We start from the raw sequence: 15418 nt of genomic DNA on the forward strand, positions 1-15418 counted from the left end.
TCCCGGCCAGTGCCTCGGACTCCGACGTCCCCCGTGAGGCCTGCCCGCTGCCGTGTGAGGCGTACCGAGGGTGAAGAAGAGGGCGAAGCGAGGGTGAACGGGAGGCGCAGCCGCTCGACCAGCGCTGGTGACCCAGGTCACACCTTCCCTCTGTCAGCAAACGACGCGCTGTCCCGTTCAAGGGGCACGCGAACGAGACAGGAGCAACGCCATGAAGCACCGCATCGTCGTACTCGGTGCCGGATACGCCGGCGCCTTCGCCGCCGGGAACCTGGCCCGCCGGCTTTCTCCCGCCGACACGGAGATCACCGTCGTCAACGCCGCGCCCGTCTTCGTCGAGCGGATGCGGCTCCACCAGCTCGCGATCGGCCAGGACCTCGCGTCCCGCACGCTGGCCGACGTGTTCGCCGGCACCGGGGTGCGGCTGCGGCTGGCACGCGTTACGGGCATCGACCCCGGGCGCCGCACCGTCACCGTGACCGGCGAGGACGGCGGCGGGCACGGCAGCGGGTACCGGGACGGCGAGGGGCGAGGCGACGGCGAGCTCGCTTACGACACGCTGCTGTACGCGCTCGGCAGCTCCGTGGCCGACCACGGCGTACCCGGCGTGGCCGAGTACGCCTACGACGTGACCGGCCGGTCCTCGGCGCTGCGCCTGCGCGAGCGCCTCGCGGGGCTCGGCCCGGGCGGCACCGTGCTGGTCGTCGGCGAGGGGCTGACCGGTATCGAGACGGCCGCCGAGTTCGCCGAGTCGCGGCCCGACCTCTCGGTCGCGCTCGCCGCCCGCGGCGAGCTGGGCGCCTGGCTCTCGCCGAAGGCCCGCCGTCACCTGCGGCGGACGTTCGACCGGCTCGGCGTCACCGTCCACGAGCACACCGGTGTCGAAGCCGTCGAGCCGGCCCGGGCGGTCGCCGCGGGCGGCAGGTCCCTCCCCGCCGACGTGACCGTGTGGTCGGCCGGGTTCGCCGTGCACCCGCTCGCGGCCGCCGCCGGCCTGGAGGTCGCCGACACCGGCCAGATCGTCGTCGACCGCACCATGCGCTCGGTATCGCACCCCGAGGTCTACGCCGCCGGTGACGCCGCCTACGCGATCGGCGAGAACGGCCGGCCGCTGCCGATGTCCTGCGCCTCGGCCGGCTTCACCAACATGCAGGCGACCGCGGCGATCATCGCGCGCCTGACCGGCGGCGAGGTCCCGATGACCGGCCTGAGGTACTACGGCAACCACATCAGCCTCGGACGGCGGGACGCGATCTTCCAGATGGTCGACGAGAACGTCGTGTCGAAGCCCTGGTACGTGGGTGGCCGGACCGCCGCGCTGCTCAAGTCGGGCGTGCTCAAGGGCTCCGGATGGAGCGTCGACCACCCGACGTTCGGCATGCCCACGCGCAGGCGCCGCCTCGCCGCCGCGCCCCGGCGGGCCGGCGTGAGGGCCGCCGCATAGGCTGCCCCGCATGGACAGCGCAGCCCTCGACCGCTTCGAGGCCAGCCGGGGCCGGCTGGCCTCGCTGGCGTACCGTCTGCTCGGCTCGGCGGCCGACGCCGAGGACGCCGTACAGGACACGTTCCTGCGCTGGCAGGCCGCCGACCGCGAGCACGTCGAGGTGCCGGAGGCGTGGCTGACCAAGGTCGTCACCAACCTCTGCCTCGACCGGCTCCGCTCGGCACAGGCCCGCCACGAACGCGCGGCCGGCGTCCTGCTGCCCGAACCCCTCCTCGAAGGCGACCCGATGCTCGGACCCGCCGCCACCTTCGAGCAGCGCGAGTCGGTGTCCCTGGCCGTACTGACCCTCATGGAACGCCTGTCGCCCGTCGAGCGGGCCGCCTACGTCCTGCGCGAGGCGTTCTCCTACCCCCACGCCGAGATCGCCGGGATCCTCGACATCAGCGAGTCCGCCAGCCAGCAGCACGTCCACCGGGCCCGCCGCCGCGTCGCCGCCGAGCGGCGCGGCGGCCACGAGGTGGACCCCGCGTCCGCGCGCCGCATCGTCGAGGAGTTCCTCGCCGCCGCCACGTCGGGGCGCACCGAACGACTGGTGGAGCTGCTCACCGACGACGTGACCGCGGTCTCCGACGGCGCCGGACTGACCAGGCGGCTGCTGCGGTACGACACGCCCGAGCGCGTCGCCTCCTTCGTACGGGCCGGCTTCAAGCCCTCCCCGGCGAAGCGCCGGATGGCCGGCGGTTCCCTCGCGATCCACATCGCGCAGGTCAACGGCGCTCCCGCCGCCCTCGTCGTCGTCGGCGAACGGGTCGTGGGCGTCGCGGCGTTCGAGATCAGCGACGGCAGGATCGCGTACCTGCGCGGCATCGCGGCCGCGGACCGGCTCGCGCGCGTCAACGAGGCGTGGCGGCGGCACGCGTACGGCGAGCCGGTCGTCGAAGCCTGGTGACGCGCTCCGCGGGCCCGGGAAGGGACGGCAGCACGGCGTCCGCCCGGGACCGGAAGGCCGCGTACGGCGTCCGCCCGGGACCTGGCGGCCGCGCACGCGTCCGCCCGGCACCGGACTGACGCGCACGGCGCCGCGGTGGATGTCCCGGGCCGTGGTCACCGAGCGCGGGACTCGTCAGCTCCTGCGGTACCGCTGCGCCACCGCCGCGAAGGCCTCCTTGGGCTCCCAGTCCATGTCCGGGTACGTCAGGCCCCGGCGCCCTTCGAGGAGTTTGACGATGCCCAGGCCGGCCCGGTCCAGGTCGTCCCTGGGGTCGCCGTCCGGGCGGTGCGGGTAGCCGGGAAGGGAGAACAGGAACACGAACGCGCTGTCCACGCCCTCGGTCTCGAAGATCTCCAGCAGCTCGCTCAGATACGCGGCCTGGCCGGCCTCGTCCCGCTCGTACACGCCGTCCAGTCGCACGGGGGCCTTGGTCTCCGGGTCGTACTCGACGACTTCGAGCACGCGCCCGCCGCGGTCGCCCGCGCCGCGGTAGGCCGCGGTACCGAAGCCGGTGATGGCGAGCGGCTTCGGGCCCTGGGCCAGGGTGCGCACCGCCTCCCGGAAGCGGTCGGCGACCTCGGCGGAGCGGATCAGCTCGAACGTCGCGATGTCGAAGGGCGTCCAGTCGACCTGTTCGAACTGGATGGACGAGTAGGTGAGCCTGCCCCCGAAGCACTCACGGACCGCGGCCGCGGCATCGCGCAGGAACGCGTTGAGGCGCACGCCGAGCTCGCGCATCGCGTCGGCCCGCCGCTCGGGCCGGCCCATGAGCTCCTCGACCCGCTCCTCGGGGCTCCCTCCGGGCAGGAACCCGCGGCTCATCACGCTCAGCTCGACGCCCGTGACGAACACGACCTCGGCTCCCTGCCGCCGGAGCCGTTCCGCACGCTCGGCGCAGTCCTTGAAGAGCGCGAGGATCTGCTCCGGATCGAGTTCCAGCGGATACGGCGAGAACCAGACCTCCAGGCCGAGCTCCGCGGCGGCACGGGCGGCCAGCTCCAGTCGGTCCGGGTCGCCGCCGATGATCTGGACCGCGTTGCAATGCAGGTCGTCGCGGATGACGGTGAGCTCGCGCCGGACCACCGCGGTGTCGAAGTGCTCGCGGGATGTCCGGCCGTGCATGACGAATCCGGTGTCGTAGGTCATTCCTCTGGCTCGCATGGCGATGTCCCCTCCGTCGGTCTCGGGTCTTGCTCTCGGTTTGCTCTCGACCGGGCTGAGACTGGCAGGAAAAGTGCGTGCACGCAAGTTTGCGTGTACGTAAGTTTGCGGGCGCGCACCCCTGCATGCCACGCTGTCCCCGTGACGACACCACCGACCGGACTGCGTGAGCGGAAGAAGCAGGCCACGCGCGTGGCACTGCGTGAGGCGGCCCTGCGTCTGGCCGTGGAGCGCGGGCCCGACCAGGTGCGCGTCGAGGACATCGCCGAGGCCGCCGGGGTCTCCCCGCGTACGTACAACAACTACTTCGCCAGCCGTGAGCAGGCGATCGTCAGCGCCGTCACCGAGGACCGGGAGGCGCGGATCGCGGCGGCGGTCGCGGCCGGGCCCGCGGGCGCGCGGCTGGCCGATGCCGTCACCGACGCGGTCGTCGAGCAGTACACGCACACCGGCGAGCGCGAACAGAGGGCGCTGCTGCTGATCACCACCCACGCCGCGCTGCGCGACGCGTTCCTCGACACCAGCGCCGACATCGAGGCCCCGCTCGCCCCGGTGATCGCCGAACGCCTGGGCGACGCCGGGCCGCACACGGCCCGCGTGCTCGCGGCAAGCGCGGCCGCGGCGGTCCGCATCGCGCTGGAAGGCTGGCTCAGGCCGGCCGGGACCTCGGACGAAGCCGGAAGCCCGGGCGCCGGAGGACTGGTCGTGCCCACCGGCTCACTGTCCGACCGGCTCCGCGCGGCACTGGCCCCGCTGGCCCCCGCCTTCGACGCCGCCGAGCGCCGCACCCGGCCGTAGGGCCTGTCCGGCCCTAGCCCGGACGCGGCCCCCGCGCCGCGGTGGACCGACAGGCGAAAACCCCCGAGTCCTCCTAGCGTGGACGCGTACCCGATCCGGCGACGAAGGGGATCGACGCCATGGGCCACAACGCCGCCATGGGCAAGGTCAGAGGCAAGATAAAGGAAGCCGTCGGCAAGCTCACCAGCAACGAACGACTCCAGGCCGAGGGCAGAACCGACCAGGCGAAGGCGAAGGTGCGCGAGGCCGCGGAGAACGTCCGCGATCGCGCCGCGGGCATCGTCGACTCCCTCAAGCGGCACGACCACCGGCGGTAGCCCGGCCCGCCGCGCCGCATCCGTCGCACCCCGAAGGGCCGGCGGTCCGCGCGGCGGGCCGTGGCCCGGTCACCGGGAGGCGACCGGGACCTTGACGTCGGCGATCGGCACCTTCGTGTCGGCCACCGGGACCGTGACATCGGCCGGCGGTTCGCCCCCGGCCTCCCTCGCCGCCGGGTGTGCCTTGGTGAGGGTGCAGACGCCGTCCACGCACTGGCGTTCCAGGCGGCCGCGGGAGATGGTCTGCGCCAGGCCGACCATCCAGCAGGTGGGGCAGCCGCGGAAGGCGATCAGGGACAGCGGGGCGGCCAGCAGGGTGGCCGGTCCGGCGACGGGAATCAGGGCGATCGAGCCGATGATCAGACCGAAGCCGATGGCGCCGCGCGCCAGGTGGCGCGGAACGGACCTGCTGGCGAAGTCCGCGCCGGGGCCCTTCGCGCCCCGGACCCTCGCGGTGTTCGCGGTGTTCGCGGTGTTCATCGTGGTCGTCGTGCTCGTCGTGTTCACGGTTTTCATGGTTTTCACGGTTGGACCTCTCCTCCGACGGGCTGGTCGATGGCTTCATCGGCCGTCGTCTCCAGCGCCTGACGCAGTGCCGCACGTGCCCGGTGCAGCCGCGACTTCATGGCGGGCGTGCTCAGACCGAGCGCATGGGCGACGGTCTTGCCTGGCAGGCCCTGGACGTCGCGCATGATCAGGACCTGCCGCTGCTCGCGCGGCAGCGCGCTGACCGCGGCCGCGATGCGCTCCGCCTCCAGCCGGTGCAGCACCGATTCCTCGGCGGACGGCTGTGTGGACACCTCTGGTGCCTCCGGCGCGTACGGTGCGTCCTCGCGCCGCGCGACCAACAGCCGTACGTGCCGCAGGCATTCGTTGCGCACGATCCGGAACATCCATGAGGCGAGCGCGCCGCTGGCCCGCAAGGTGCCGATCTTCCGGTAGAGGATGATCAGGGCTTCCTGGGCCGCGTCCTCCGCGTCCTGCGGTGAGGCGCACAGCGACAGGGCGAACTTGCGCACATGGGGCTGCGATCTCATGACGACGGTCGTGAGCGAGCTGACGTCGCCGTCCTGTGCTGCCTTGATCAGCCGTTCGTCCGGCCAGCGGATGCGTTCGTTCATGCGCTTCTCATCACTACTCGTCGCTCGTTCTCGGAAACGTGCCCGTGGCGCGGGCACCGGCGCCGGCCATGGTCAGCTCCGGCTCTTGTAGCGCCGCGTCAGATGCCAGCTGCACGCGCCCACGAGCAGCACTCCGATTACCACGAGGCCGGTGATCATCATGGGTGTTCCCTTCCGGTTCCGCCGGCCCGTTCGGCCGGTACGCACATAGGAGTCGGCCGGGCCCGGAAAGGATTCACCACGGAGGAGAGGGTCCCCACGCCGCGGCGTGGGGACCCTCTCCGTCCGAGCGGTGCCCGGGCCCTAGGACCGGGGCACGCAGGGGTCGCAGCAGGCCGGTGCCGGTTCGACGCAGACGGTCACCGAGTCGGTGTTGTCGGACGGGTCGGGGTCCTTCTCGACGGCGGTGACCGAGGCGGTGTTGGTGATCCGGCCGGTCCTGGTCGCCTTCGCCCGCAGGGTGAGGGTCGCGCGGGCGCCGACGGCCAGGTCGCCGACCGCCCACTGGCCGCTCGCGGGGTCGTACGTGCCGCGGGCGGATTCGGCGGAGAGGAACACGAGGCCGTCCGGGAGCCGGTCGGTGACGGTGACTCCGGTCGCCGGGCTGGGGCCGGCGTTGTGGACGGTCACGCGGTAGGTCACGGTCTGTCCGACGGTCACGGTGGTGGCGTCGGCCGCCTTCGCCACGTCGAGGTCGGCGGCCGGGCGGACCTCGGTGACGGCCTCGTCGGAGGTGGCCGTGAGCGGCTCGGGGGTGGGGCCGAGCCGGTTCTCGTACGCGGCGGTCGCCGTGTTGGTGACGCGCGTCCCGGCCGTCTGCAGACCCAGCACGACCCGGTACTCGACGGTCGTGCCGCCCGGCAGGGACGCGGTGTTGACCAGGCTTCCGCCCTGCGTGGCGGAGGCGTCGGTGCCCAGCCGGAAGACGACCGCGCGGGCGTCGGCGTCGTAGAAGCCCTGGTCATCGCCGGCCCGGTCGGTCTTCGGGCCGGCGTTCGGACCGTCGATCACGCGCAGCGAACCGGGTACGTACGTCGTGCCGGCGGGCAGCACGTCGGTGAGCGTGAGCCGTTCGGCGGCGCCACCGCCCTCGTTCCTGGCGTTGATCCGGTACGTGACGACGTCACCGACGTCCAGCGGGCCGACCGGGATCGCCGTCTTGGTGAGCACCACGTGCGGCGCGGTGCCGAAGAAGACCCCGTCGAGGAAGTTGCCGATCCCCTGGTTGCCGCCGGCGGCCGAGACGGAGCGGAAGGCGAAGCGGGTGGTGGTCTGCCCGGCCGGCACGGTGTAGGTGCCCGTGTAGTAGCCCCACGCCGTGTTGCCGTCCGTGAACTGGCGCTGCTCGGTCACGCCCCCCGGCGCGCCGATGTCCAGGGCCATGGTGTCCTGCCCCAGCCGGCCGCGGTGGTAGAGCCGCCAGTACAGCTTGGTCCCCGGGGTGGTCGGCAGGTCCTGGTAGAGCGTGGAGACCTGGTTGGCGTTGAGCTCGGCGAACTGCTCGCCGTCGGCCGAGGGCACGCCGTTGAACCCGGAGTGCCATAATTCGATCATGTGGTCCGTGGCGGTGGTCAGCCAGCCGGGGACGTGCTGCGGGGCCTGCGTCTGGGACGCGTCGGGCAGGAACGCCATGTCGGCGACGGCCGGTTGCTCGAAGCTTCCGTTGACGAGCGCGACCCGCAGCGGGGCGGAGGGAGGTGTGCTCATGCTGACGTCTCCAGTCTGTCGGCGGTGCACCAAGGCCCCGCCGGCCGCGACACCCGCCGAGCGGGCGCCACGTCACGGCGGAGCCGGGAACGCTCCGTAGCTCACCGCCTGCCAGGGGCTCGCGTACAGCCGCGCCGAAGGGCTCCCGGCCACCTCGGTCCGGTGGGTTTGCGCGGGCCGGCACCCCAGGTCACAGCCCCGCCGCGGGCTCCCGCGTCCTCCGGGGCGCCCCTTCCCTCACTCCGGGCACATCGCCCCCGCCGGCACCGCGCGTGCTGACCGGATGGCACCGCCGCCTGGCGAGCGCGCGCCACCGGACAGGTGAACCGCAGAACGTCAGGTTGACGTATGTGAGTTCGGCACGCGCCGCGTCACCGCGCGCCGAGTCACCGCCCGTCGCGCTCGCGCAGGTGCAGCAGATACGTCGCGGTCAGCGCGACGGCACGGTCCTCGTCCCGCGACAGCTCCGCCAGCGCGCGCGACGCGGTCGGCCCCGGGATGCCGGCGAGAGCCTGCGTGAGCCGTCCGCGTGCGGCCGCCGTCGTGCCGGGACGGGCGAGGCGGTCGACGAGCCCGGCCGCGATCCGGTCCGCGATCCGGTCCGCGGCCGGGGTGTCGCTCGCGGTGTCGCTCGCCAGCGTGCTCAACGCGTCGGCCGCGTCGGTGTCCGTGCTCCCCTCCACGATCACGTCGACGAGCGTCGGGATCGCGTCGGCGACTCCGCGAGCCCCCAGGGCCAGCGCCGCGTACCGGCGGACGACGCCGTCCGTATGGCCGAGAGCGTCCCGGAGCTGACGGCCGGCCCGCTCGCCCGGCAGTTCGGCGAGGGTCTGGACGGCGCGCTTGCGCACGCCGGCGTCGGGCGAACCGAGGCCCTGCGCGAGCAGCCCCGGTGCGCTGTCGTCGCCGGACCGCGCCAGCGCCCACCGCAGGGCCCCGGCGACGTTCGGATCGGGCTCGCCCAGCACGGCGTCCACCAGTGCCTCGACCGGCACCGGCGTCTCGTCGGCCGGAGCCGCCGGTGTCGCCGCGGTCAGGGCGGCGCGCTGGCGGGTGTCGGCGTTCGGGGACGCCAGTGCGTGCAGCAGCGCGACGACCTTCAGGACGTCCGTCCAGTCGGTGGGCTCCGCTGCGTCGATCCGGCTCAGCCGCGTGAGCAACTCGGTCTCCGCGGCGATGCGTTCGCGCGTCTGGCGGATGAGGTCGGCGACGAGCGCCGAGGGCGTGAAGCCGGGGTCGTCGAGCGCGAGCCCGATCTCGCGCAGCGACAGCCCCAGCGACCGCAGGCTCTCGATGTGGAAGATCCGCCGGACGTCCTCCCCGGAGTACTCCCGGTAGCCCGACCCCGTGCGGCCCGAAGGCCGCACCAAGCCGAGCTTCTCGTAATGCCTGAGCATGCGGGCACTGACCCCGGACCGCTGCGCCACCTCGCCGATCAACACGCCCTATTGTCCCGCCTCGCCGGCGGGGCCGAGAGCCACGACGCGCTTCGCCTGCTCGATCGCGAACTCGAACCCCGTGTCCGGGTCACGCAGCAGGAGTTCGGTGGCGAGCGCGTGTGCGCGAACGAGAGGGTCGGGGCCCGCCGCCGCGGCGCGTACGGACGGCACCATCGCCTCGCCCAGCGCGACCAGCGCACGGCTGAGACTCAGCTGCGTCTCCCGCGCCCCGCGCCCGAGCTGGGTCGAGAGGACCACGGCAAGGGCGGACTCCTCGCCTTCCGGTACGAGGAGGACAGCGGCCCGCCAGGCGCTGCGCGCCACGTCGTCGTCGGCGTCGGTCAGCAGCTCCCGGGTGACGGCCGGCCACGCCCGCCGGTCACCGATCTTGGACAGGGTGTGCAGGGCCTGGCTGCGGGCCTGTGCGCGCGGCGAGCGGACCGCGTCGAGCAGCCGGGGGAGGGTGAGGGACGCCGGGTGGCGGGTGAGGGCCCAGGTCAGCATGTCGCGGACGAAGAACTCGGGCTCGACCGCGCTGCGCTCGACGAGCGCGTCGACGAAGCGCGGGTCGGGCGTGGTGCCGACCGCCAGGGCGGCCCGCAGCCGCACGGATGAACTGCCGTCCGCCAGCGCCCGGAGTGCGCGCGCCGCGGTTTCCTCTGATGTCGTGATCGTCATGGGACCACCTCCTTGGCACGCAGTGAAGTGCTTGTCACGGTGTCAAGGTCAAGCGCGGCTGCCCGCCGGCGTCACCACGGAAGGCGGTGACGCCGACGGGCGGTATTCCGTCAGCCGGGCAGGATGCCCTCAGCGAGGCGTCGTCACTTGCCGAGCCACGCGTTGCGGATCGTCACCGTCGACGTGTTGCCCTGCAGGTCCGTGACCTTGGCGGCGAGCGAGATGCCGGCGTCCTTCGCGGGGTTCCGCACGGCGATCCGGCCGCTCAGGACCGGCACGGCCTGCCAGGTCGCGCCGTCGTCGTAGCTCACCGAGACGGTCAGCGACGCGAGGTTCTTGCCGGCCGCCGCGCCCTGCACGGTCACCGGGACGAGCACCGTCGCGCCCGCCGGGGCCCGGGAGGCGAGGTCGACGGGGGCGGCGAAGCGGACCGTCGACACCGGCAGCGCCGTCGCGGCCGTGACCGCTTGCGAGCGGAACGTGAAGCTCGCGTCGATCCGGGTGGAGACGGCGGCGAGGCTCGCCGGGCGCTCCACGGAGGTCGTCAGCCGGTACTGGGCGTCCCCGCCGCCGACCGTGAAGGGCTTCGAGCCGGTCAGCGGGTCGTCGTTCTCACCGACCTTGACGCCGTCGCGGTACAGCGTCGTCGTGGCCGAACCGTACGGGGTGAGGCCCGGGTGCCCCTTGCCGTCGGCGAACAGCGGCAGCGCTCCGACGATCCGCTGCTCGCCCGTCGCCGGGTCGGGAGCGGTGCGGAAGACGCCCGTGCCCGCGCCCAGCAGGGGCCCGAAGACACCCGTGTTGAACGTCTCCCGGTACGTCAGGCCGGCCTCGTAACGCTTCGGCTGAGCCGTCTCGTACGCTCCCTCGAAGGCCGGGTAGCCCCACTGGTCGGGCGGGCCGGCCTGCGTGAACCGGGTGGCCCAGGTGACGCCGTCGGCGGTGGAGACGTAGAAGGTGCGGGTGCCCGGTGCCGCCTGCGGTGCGGTGAACCCGTTGCCCTCGGGCGCGCCCGGCAGGTGCGCGAACGGCGAGACGAAAGCGGACTTTCCGGCGGCGGAGGCACCGAGTCCGACCTGGACCGTCGCCAGCTCGCTCGCCTTCACGTGCCGGGTGTAGCCGGTCGCGACCGTGCTCGCCGGACCGCCGAAGGCCACCGCGTACTGGCTGGTGGCGTCCTTGAGGAAGTGCGCGTCCCAGGTCTGGAGCATCGAGCCGTCGGTGACGGCCGGGCCCAGGTGGGCGGTGCGGAAGCCGGTGAAGCCCCGCAGGACCCAGCCGTTGCCGACGCGGCCGATGCCGGTCGCGAGCTCGTAGTACGTGCCGGCGTAGTCCGCGCGGTCGATGCCGGGAACGGTCAGGTCCACCGGCTTCGTGGTGCGCGCGTCGGCGGTGACGGAGGTGTCGGCGGTGACGTCCAGCCTGGGCTGGGCGATCCAGTCGGTGCCCTTGGTGTAGTCCGACGGGTCCTGGTAGACGGCCGTGTTGAAGGTGTACGTGCCCTTGGGCACGCGGATCGTGTGGCTGCCCGGCTCGTTGTCGACGCGGGCCTGGAAGCCCGCCGCGGGACCGGAGACGCCGACCAGGGTGCTGGAGAAGTTCACGGCGTCGGCGCCGTCGCGGCCGACGGCGCGGAGCGTGAGGTCGTAGGACTCGGCCTCCCGTACCGCCACCGCGGCCGTACGCACCGACTGGCCCGCTCCGGTGGCGGTCACGTAACCCGAGTACGTGCCGTCGGCGTCGCCGATCCTGGTGTCGGCGACGAGGTCGACCTCGGCCGTGCCGCCGGCGGGCACGGTGATCTTCGACGCGCCGAGCGAGAAGAAGCCGGCCGGGGCCGCCTTGCCCGCCGGGTCCACAGTGGACACCGACAGGTCGAGGGTGACGTCGTCGGTCCCGAGGTTGCGGTAGGCGATCTTCTTGGTGAGGGGCCGGTCGTCGGCGTGGGGCCACAGCGCCGTGCCGAAGTTCAGCGAGACGGGCTCGGCGATCACGCTCTGGGACAGCGCCCGGTCGACCTGGACGCGGCCCGAACCCTGCTGGAACGCGGTGAGGTTCCCGCCCGTGGTGGAGGCGACCAGCGCGCCCTTGAGCTCGGCGGACTTCCAGTCGGGGTGCCGCTGCTTCAGGATCGCGGCCGCGCCCGCGACGTGCGGCGTCGCCATCGAGGTGCCGTCGAGCTGCAGGTATCCGGGGGCGGGATGCGGTGTGCCGGGGCTGGTGTCGATCGCGCTGCCGGCGGCCGCGGCCGCGGTGATGGCGACGCCCGGTGCCGTCAGGTCCGGCTTGACGGCACCGTCACCCGCGCGCGGGCCGGTGCTGGAGAACGGAGCGAGCCGGTCGTCCTTGTCGACGGCGCCGACGGTCAGCGCCGCGTCGGCCGCGCCCGGCGAACCCACCGACGACGGTCCGGACTCGCCCTCGTTGCCCGCGGCGACGGCGAACAGGATCCCCTTCTCGGCGGACATCCGGTCGATCGCGGCCTCCAGCGGGTCGACGCCGGGGCTGTCGGGGCTGCCGAGGCTGAGGTTGACCACGTCCGCGCCTTCGGCGGCGGCCCACTCCATGCCGGCGAGGACGGCGGAGTCGTCCCCGTAGCCCTCGTCGTCGAGCACCTTGCCGCTGATCACCTTGGCGCCGGGCGCGACGCCCTTGAACCGGCCGCCGGACCGTGCGCCCGTGCCGGCGGCGATCGACGCGACGTGCGTGCCGTGCCCGACGCGGTCCACGGCGTCGGGCGACGAGGAGAAGTTCTTCTCGCCGACGACCTGGGTCTTCAGGTCGTCGTGGGTCTTGTCGACGCCGGTGTCGAGGACGGCGATCTTGACGCCCGTGCCGTCGTACCCGGACGCCCAGGCCCGGTCGGCGCCGATCTGCCGCACACTGCCGTCCAGGCGCGCTCCGCGCACGCCGTCCAGCCACACCTTGCCGATGCCGGCGGTGGTGGAGGCGGCGGAGGCGGTGGCGCGCGCGCCGGTCCGCGGTCCTGCGGTCAGCGCGTCCCACACCCGGGCCACATCGTCCGGGGACGTACGGATGGCGTCGGCGTCGAGGGTCGGGAACGTGCGCCGTACGTCGGTGCCGTCGGCCGCGCGCACCTCGGCGCGAGCGGCGGCCGCGGCACCGCCTTCGTACTGCACGATCAGCTTGAGCCCGTCGCGCTGGCTCTTGCGCAGCCGCGGATCGATCAGCACGCCGAGGTCGAAGAGCCGCTGGTCCAGCCGGCCCGCGGCGATCAGGCGCTGCGCGTCGGCGGGCACCACCAGCGTGTGGTTCCCGGTGCGCTGCACCTGTACGGGTATGTGCTCACGGCCCGGGGCGGACTCGAAGCCCACCATCCGGCCCTTGGCGTTCACCAGGACGCGGTCGCCCGTGATGAGCGGGATCCGTTCGTCCCCGCCGAGGCGCGGAACGCCCGGTGCGGCCGCCCGCTGTGCGGCGACCGCCGTCGCGGGGCCGGTCATGCCTGCCAGCAACGCCACGGATGTGGCCGCTGCGATGGTGAAGGCGCGTGCCCTCTTCACTGATTGTGCGCGCAAGTCTCCCCCAGGAGCTTGGGATGAGGTCGAGTGTCGAATCCAGCCGGGAGCGTCAGGGCGCTCGCCGTCGCTGGTCAGCGCAGTATGTGAGGTGCCAAGAGACGTGATCAACGCGGCCGCCGCGGAAAGGAGTTGAACCGGAGGGTTTCCGGCCACGCTGCGGGCCGCGAGTTTGATGGGGCGTCGATGAGGGTGTGACCAACGTGTGACGGCCGGACGATCCTTGTGCGACAGCGGCGCCCGGCCGCGCCCTCGGAGCGCGCTCCGGGGCAGGCCCCGCAAGCTGTGCGCGGAATGGCGCCCGCGCGTTCGGAAGGTGTCCTTCCTATTGGCCGTATCCGCACCCGGAGCGAACCGCTCCGATAGCCTCGGGACGGACGGAAAAGGTAGAAAAGAAGCGCAAATCAGCAAAACTATGTGAACAGGATGTCCACATGGCCCTGACGCGTCGCGCCTCGCTGGCCGCACTGTCCACCGCCGCGCTCGCCCCGCTCCTCGGCTGCGCCACCGAACAGGCCCGCCCCGCGCCACGGACGCCCGCCGCGCCTCGGTCGTCCGCGGCAGCCGACGACGTCTTCGCCCGGCTGGAGCGGGAGTTCGACGCCCGGCTCGGCGTGTACGCGCTCGACACCGGCGACGGGCGCGTCGTCGCGCACCGCGCGGACGAGCGATTCGCCTACGCCTCCACCTACAAGGCGCTCGCCGCGGCGGCGGTGGTGCGGAAGAACACGCCCGCAGGACTCGGTCGCGTCGTCCGCTACACCCGCGACGACCTCGTCGCCCACTCGCCCGTCACCGAGCGGTACGTCGACTCGGGCATGACGCTGCGCGCGCTGTGCGACGCGGCCGTGCGCCGGAGCGACAACACCGCCGGCAACCTGCTGTTCCGCGAACTCGGCGGCCCCCGGGGCTTCCAGGCCCGGCTGGCCGCTCTGGGCGACGACATCACCCGGGCCGAGCGCTACGAGACCGCGCTCAACGAAGCCGCACCCGGGGACCTCCGCGACACGAGCACGCCCCGCGCGCTCGCCACCGCCCTGCGGACCTACGCCCTCGGCGACGCCCTCGACGCCGAGGGCCGGGCGCTGCTCGTCGACTGGCTCCGGCGCAACACCACGGGCGACCGCCTCGTCCGCGCCGGCGTCCCCGCCGGCTGGCGGGTCGGGGACAAGACCGGCACCGCCGACTACGGCACCCGCAACGACATCGCCCTCGCCTGGCCGCCCCACCGCCCGCCGGTCGTCATCGCCGTCCTCTCCAGCCGGGCGGCCAGGGGCGCCGTGCCCGACGACCGCCTGATCGCCGAAGCCGCCCGGGCCGTGGTCGCCGCCCTGGCGTAGCGGCTCCGCCTCGGCGTAACGGCTGCGCCCGCGCGGCGCGGAGCCGCCCGGGCCGCCACCGTGCCCGTCCCGTCGTCCCCGCTCCCGCTACAGGCCGGGAACGGCGAATCCGTTGAGAGCCCACAGCGCGGCCGAGTACCACAGCACCCCGATGGCACAGAACAGGGCGCTTCCGGCGGCCGGGAGCAGCCAGCCGGGCAGATGGCGGCTGCGCACCACCAGCACCTTGGCGACGAAGGCTCCGTACAGCGCGCAGCCGGCGACCGAGTGCAGGAGGGTCCGGGCGCTGGAGGTCTCCACGCCGTAGGCGCGGACGCAGTGGAAGGCGATGGGCACCGACAGCAGGAAGGCCGCCCACCCGACCGCGCGGTGCGCGATGCGGACACCGCGGGTCGCGGCGGTGACGCCGGGCAGCCGTCCGTACATCCACAGGGCCAGCAGCAGCTGGACGATCGCGAGACCGAACAGGGCAGAGCCCAGACGGGCCTTGAGCATCACCGCGTCGGCGCCGTGAGCACCGAAGAGGCCCGCCGTGTACTGCGGGGTGTGGTGCCGGCCGGTCACCCAGATCGCCACCGCCACCGCCACGGGCAGCACGGCGCCGAGCGCGAGGGCGGCGGCCCGCGCGGGAGAGTTCGGGCGGCGGCCGCGGTGACCGGTCTTCGTCGTCACATCGATCGCCTGTTCGTTCGGTCGCCACCGGCCGGCTCGGGCCGGCCTCGTCACGGCCGGGCGGAAACACCCCGGCGCAGGTCCGCGCCGTGTGCGGACCTGCGTGCGGCCCGATGTCCGGGGGCCGATGGACGCATACTCCCCGATCGTGGTCGTGCGGCGGTCCCGCGGCGCCCGGGGCCGCCCGTGATTCACCGAGATGGCGGCGGCG

13 protein-coding genes are annotated in these 15418 nt (G+C 73.5%); 5 read left to right on the top strand and 8 right to left on the bottom strand.

The annotated features are described in order from the left end of the window. Positions 1-211 precede the first annotated feature (211 nt). Both ACFYU9_RS24860 and ACFYU9_RS24865 read left to right on the top strand, forming a co-directional pair. The gene (locus ACFYU9_RS24860) at positions 212-1444 is read left to right on the top strand and encodes an NAD(P)/FAD-dependent oxidoreductase (protein ID WP_389346031.1); all 1233 of its coding nucleotides are present in this window, start codon (positions 212-214) and stop codon (positions 1442-1444) included. Positions 1445-1454: 10 nt separating this feature from the next. Continuing rightward, positions 1455-2393 carry a sigma-70 family RNA polymerase sigma factor gene (locus ACFYU9_RS24865; protein ID WP_389346032.1) on the top strand — a complete coding sequence of 313 codons (939 nt, stop codon included), beginning with the start codon at positions 1455-1457 and terminating at the stop codon, positions 2391-2393. A 174-nt stretch (positions 2394-2567) separates the two neighbouring features. Here the strand turns inward: ACFYU9_RS24865 and ACFYU9_RS24870 are convergent, their stop codons facing one another. Then, on the bottom strand, positions 2568-3596 hold the full coding sequence (locus ACFYU9_RS24870; protein ID WP_389346033.1) for a hypothetical protein: 1029 nt from the start codon (positions 3594-3596) through the stop codon (positions 2568-2570). A 141-nt stretch (positions 3597-3737) separates the two neighbouring features. Here ACFYU9_RS24870 and ACFYU9_RS24875 point away from each other — a divergent pair, with 141 nt between their 5' ends. After that, positions 3738-4394 (top strand): TetR/AcrR family transcriptional regulator, encoded by a 657-nt coding sequence (locus tag ACFYU9_RS24875; RefSeq protein WP_389346034.1) that lies wholly within the window; start codon positions 3738-3740, stop codon positions 4392-4394. Positions 4395-4513: 119 nt separating this feature from the next. Next, positions 4514-4711, top strand: a complete 198-nt coding sequence (locus ACFYU9_RS24880; protein ID WP_389211887.1) for a CsbD family protein — start codon at positions 4514-4516, stop codon at positions 4709-4711. 69 nt (positions 4712-4780) lie between these two features. On the opposite strand, the gene ACFYU9_RS24885 is transcribed toward ACFYU9_RS24880, so the two are convergent. The 6 genes from ACFYU9_RS24885 to ACFYU9_RS24910 all read right to left on the bottom strand — a co-directional run bounded on the left by ACFYU9_RS24885 (position 4781) and on the right by ACFYU9_RS24910 (position 13120). Next, positions 4781-5191, bottom strand: a complete 411-nt coding sequence (locus ACFYU9_RS24885; RefSeq protein WP_389346233.1) for a hypothetical protein — start codon at positions 5189-5191, stop codon at positions 4781-4783. 41 nt (positions 5192-5232) lie between these two features. Then, positions 5233-5832, bottom strand: a complete 600-nt coding sequence (locus tag ACFYU9_RS24890; RefSeq protein ID WP_389346036.1) for an RNA polymerase sigma factor — start codon at positions 5830-5832, stop codon at positions 5233-5235. A gap of 303 nt (positions 5833-6135) precedes the next feature. Beyond that, positions 6136-7539 (bottom strand): hypothetical protein, encoded by a 1404-nt coding sequence (locus tag ACFYU9_RS24895; RefSeq protein WP_389346037.1) that lies wholly within the window; start codon positions 7537-7539, stop codon positions 6136-6138. Between the two features lie 386 nt (positions 7540-7925). Next, a complete protein-coding gene (locus ACFYU9_RS24900) occupies positions 7926-8981 on the bottom strand; it encodes a HEAT repeat domain-containing protein (RefSeq protein ID WP_389346038.1) in 1056 nt (351 codons plus the stop codon). A gap of 3 nt (positions 8982-8984) precedes the next feature. Next, positions 8985-9656, bottom strand: coding sequence for a HEAT repeat domain-containing protein (locus ACFYU9_RS24905; protein ID WP_389346039.1), 672 nt, complete (start codon positions 9654-9656; stop codon positions 8985-8987). 143 nt (positions 9657-9799) lie between these two features. Next, complete coding sequence (locus tag ACFYU9_RS24910) at positions 9800-13120, bottom strand: S8 family serine peptidase (protein ID WP_389346040.1); 3321 nt, start codon at positions 13118-13120, stop codon at positions 9800-9802. A 509-nt stretch (positions 13121-13629) separates the two neighbouring features. On the opposite strand from ACFYU9_RS24910, the gene bla reads away from it, so the two are divergent. Beyond that, entirely contained in the window at positions 13630-14535 is a 906-nt protein-coding gene (bla, locus tag ACFYU9_RS24915; protein ID WP_389346041.1) for a class A beta-lactamase, read from the top strand. Between the two features lie 87 nt (positions 14536-14622). Here the strand turns inward: bla and ACFYU9_RS24920 are convergent, their stop codons facing one another. Beyond that, entirely contained in the window at positions 14623-15207 is a 585-nt protein-coding gene (locus ACFYU9_RS24920; protein WP_389211904.1) for a DUF6529 family protein, read from the bottom strand. Positions 15208-15418 lie beyond the last annotated feature (211 nt).

The sequence above is a fragment of the Streptomyces sp. NPDC004327 genome (genome assembly GCF_042873935.1).
Lineage (GTDB): Bacteria > Actinomycetota > Actinomycetes > Streptomycetales > Streptomycetaceae > Streptomyces.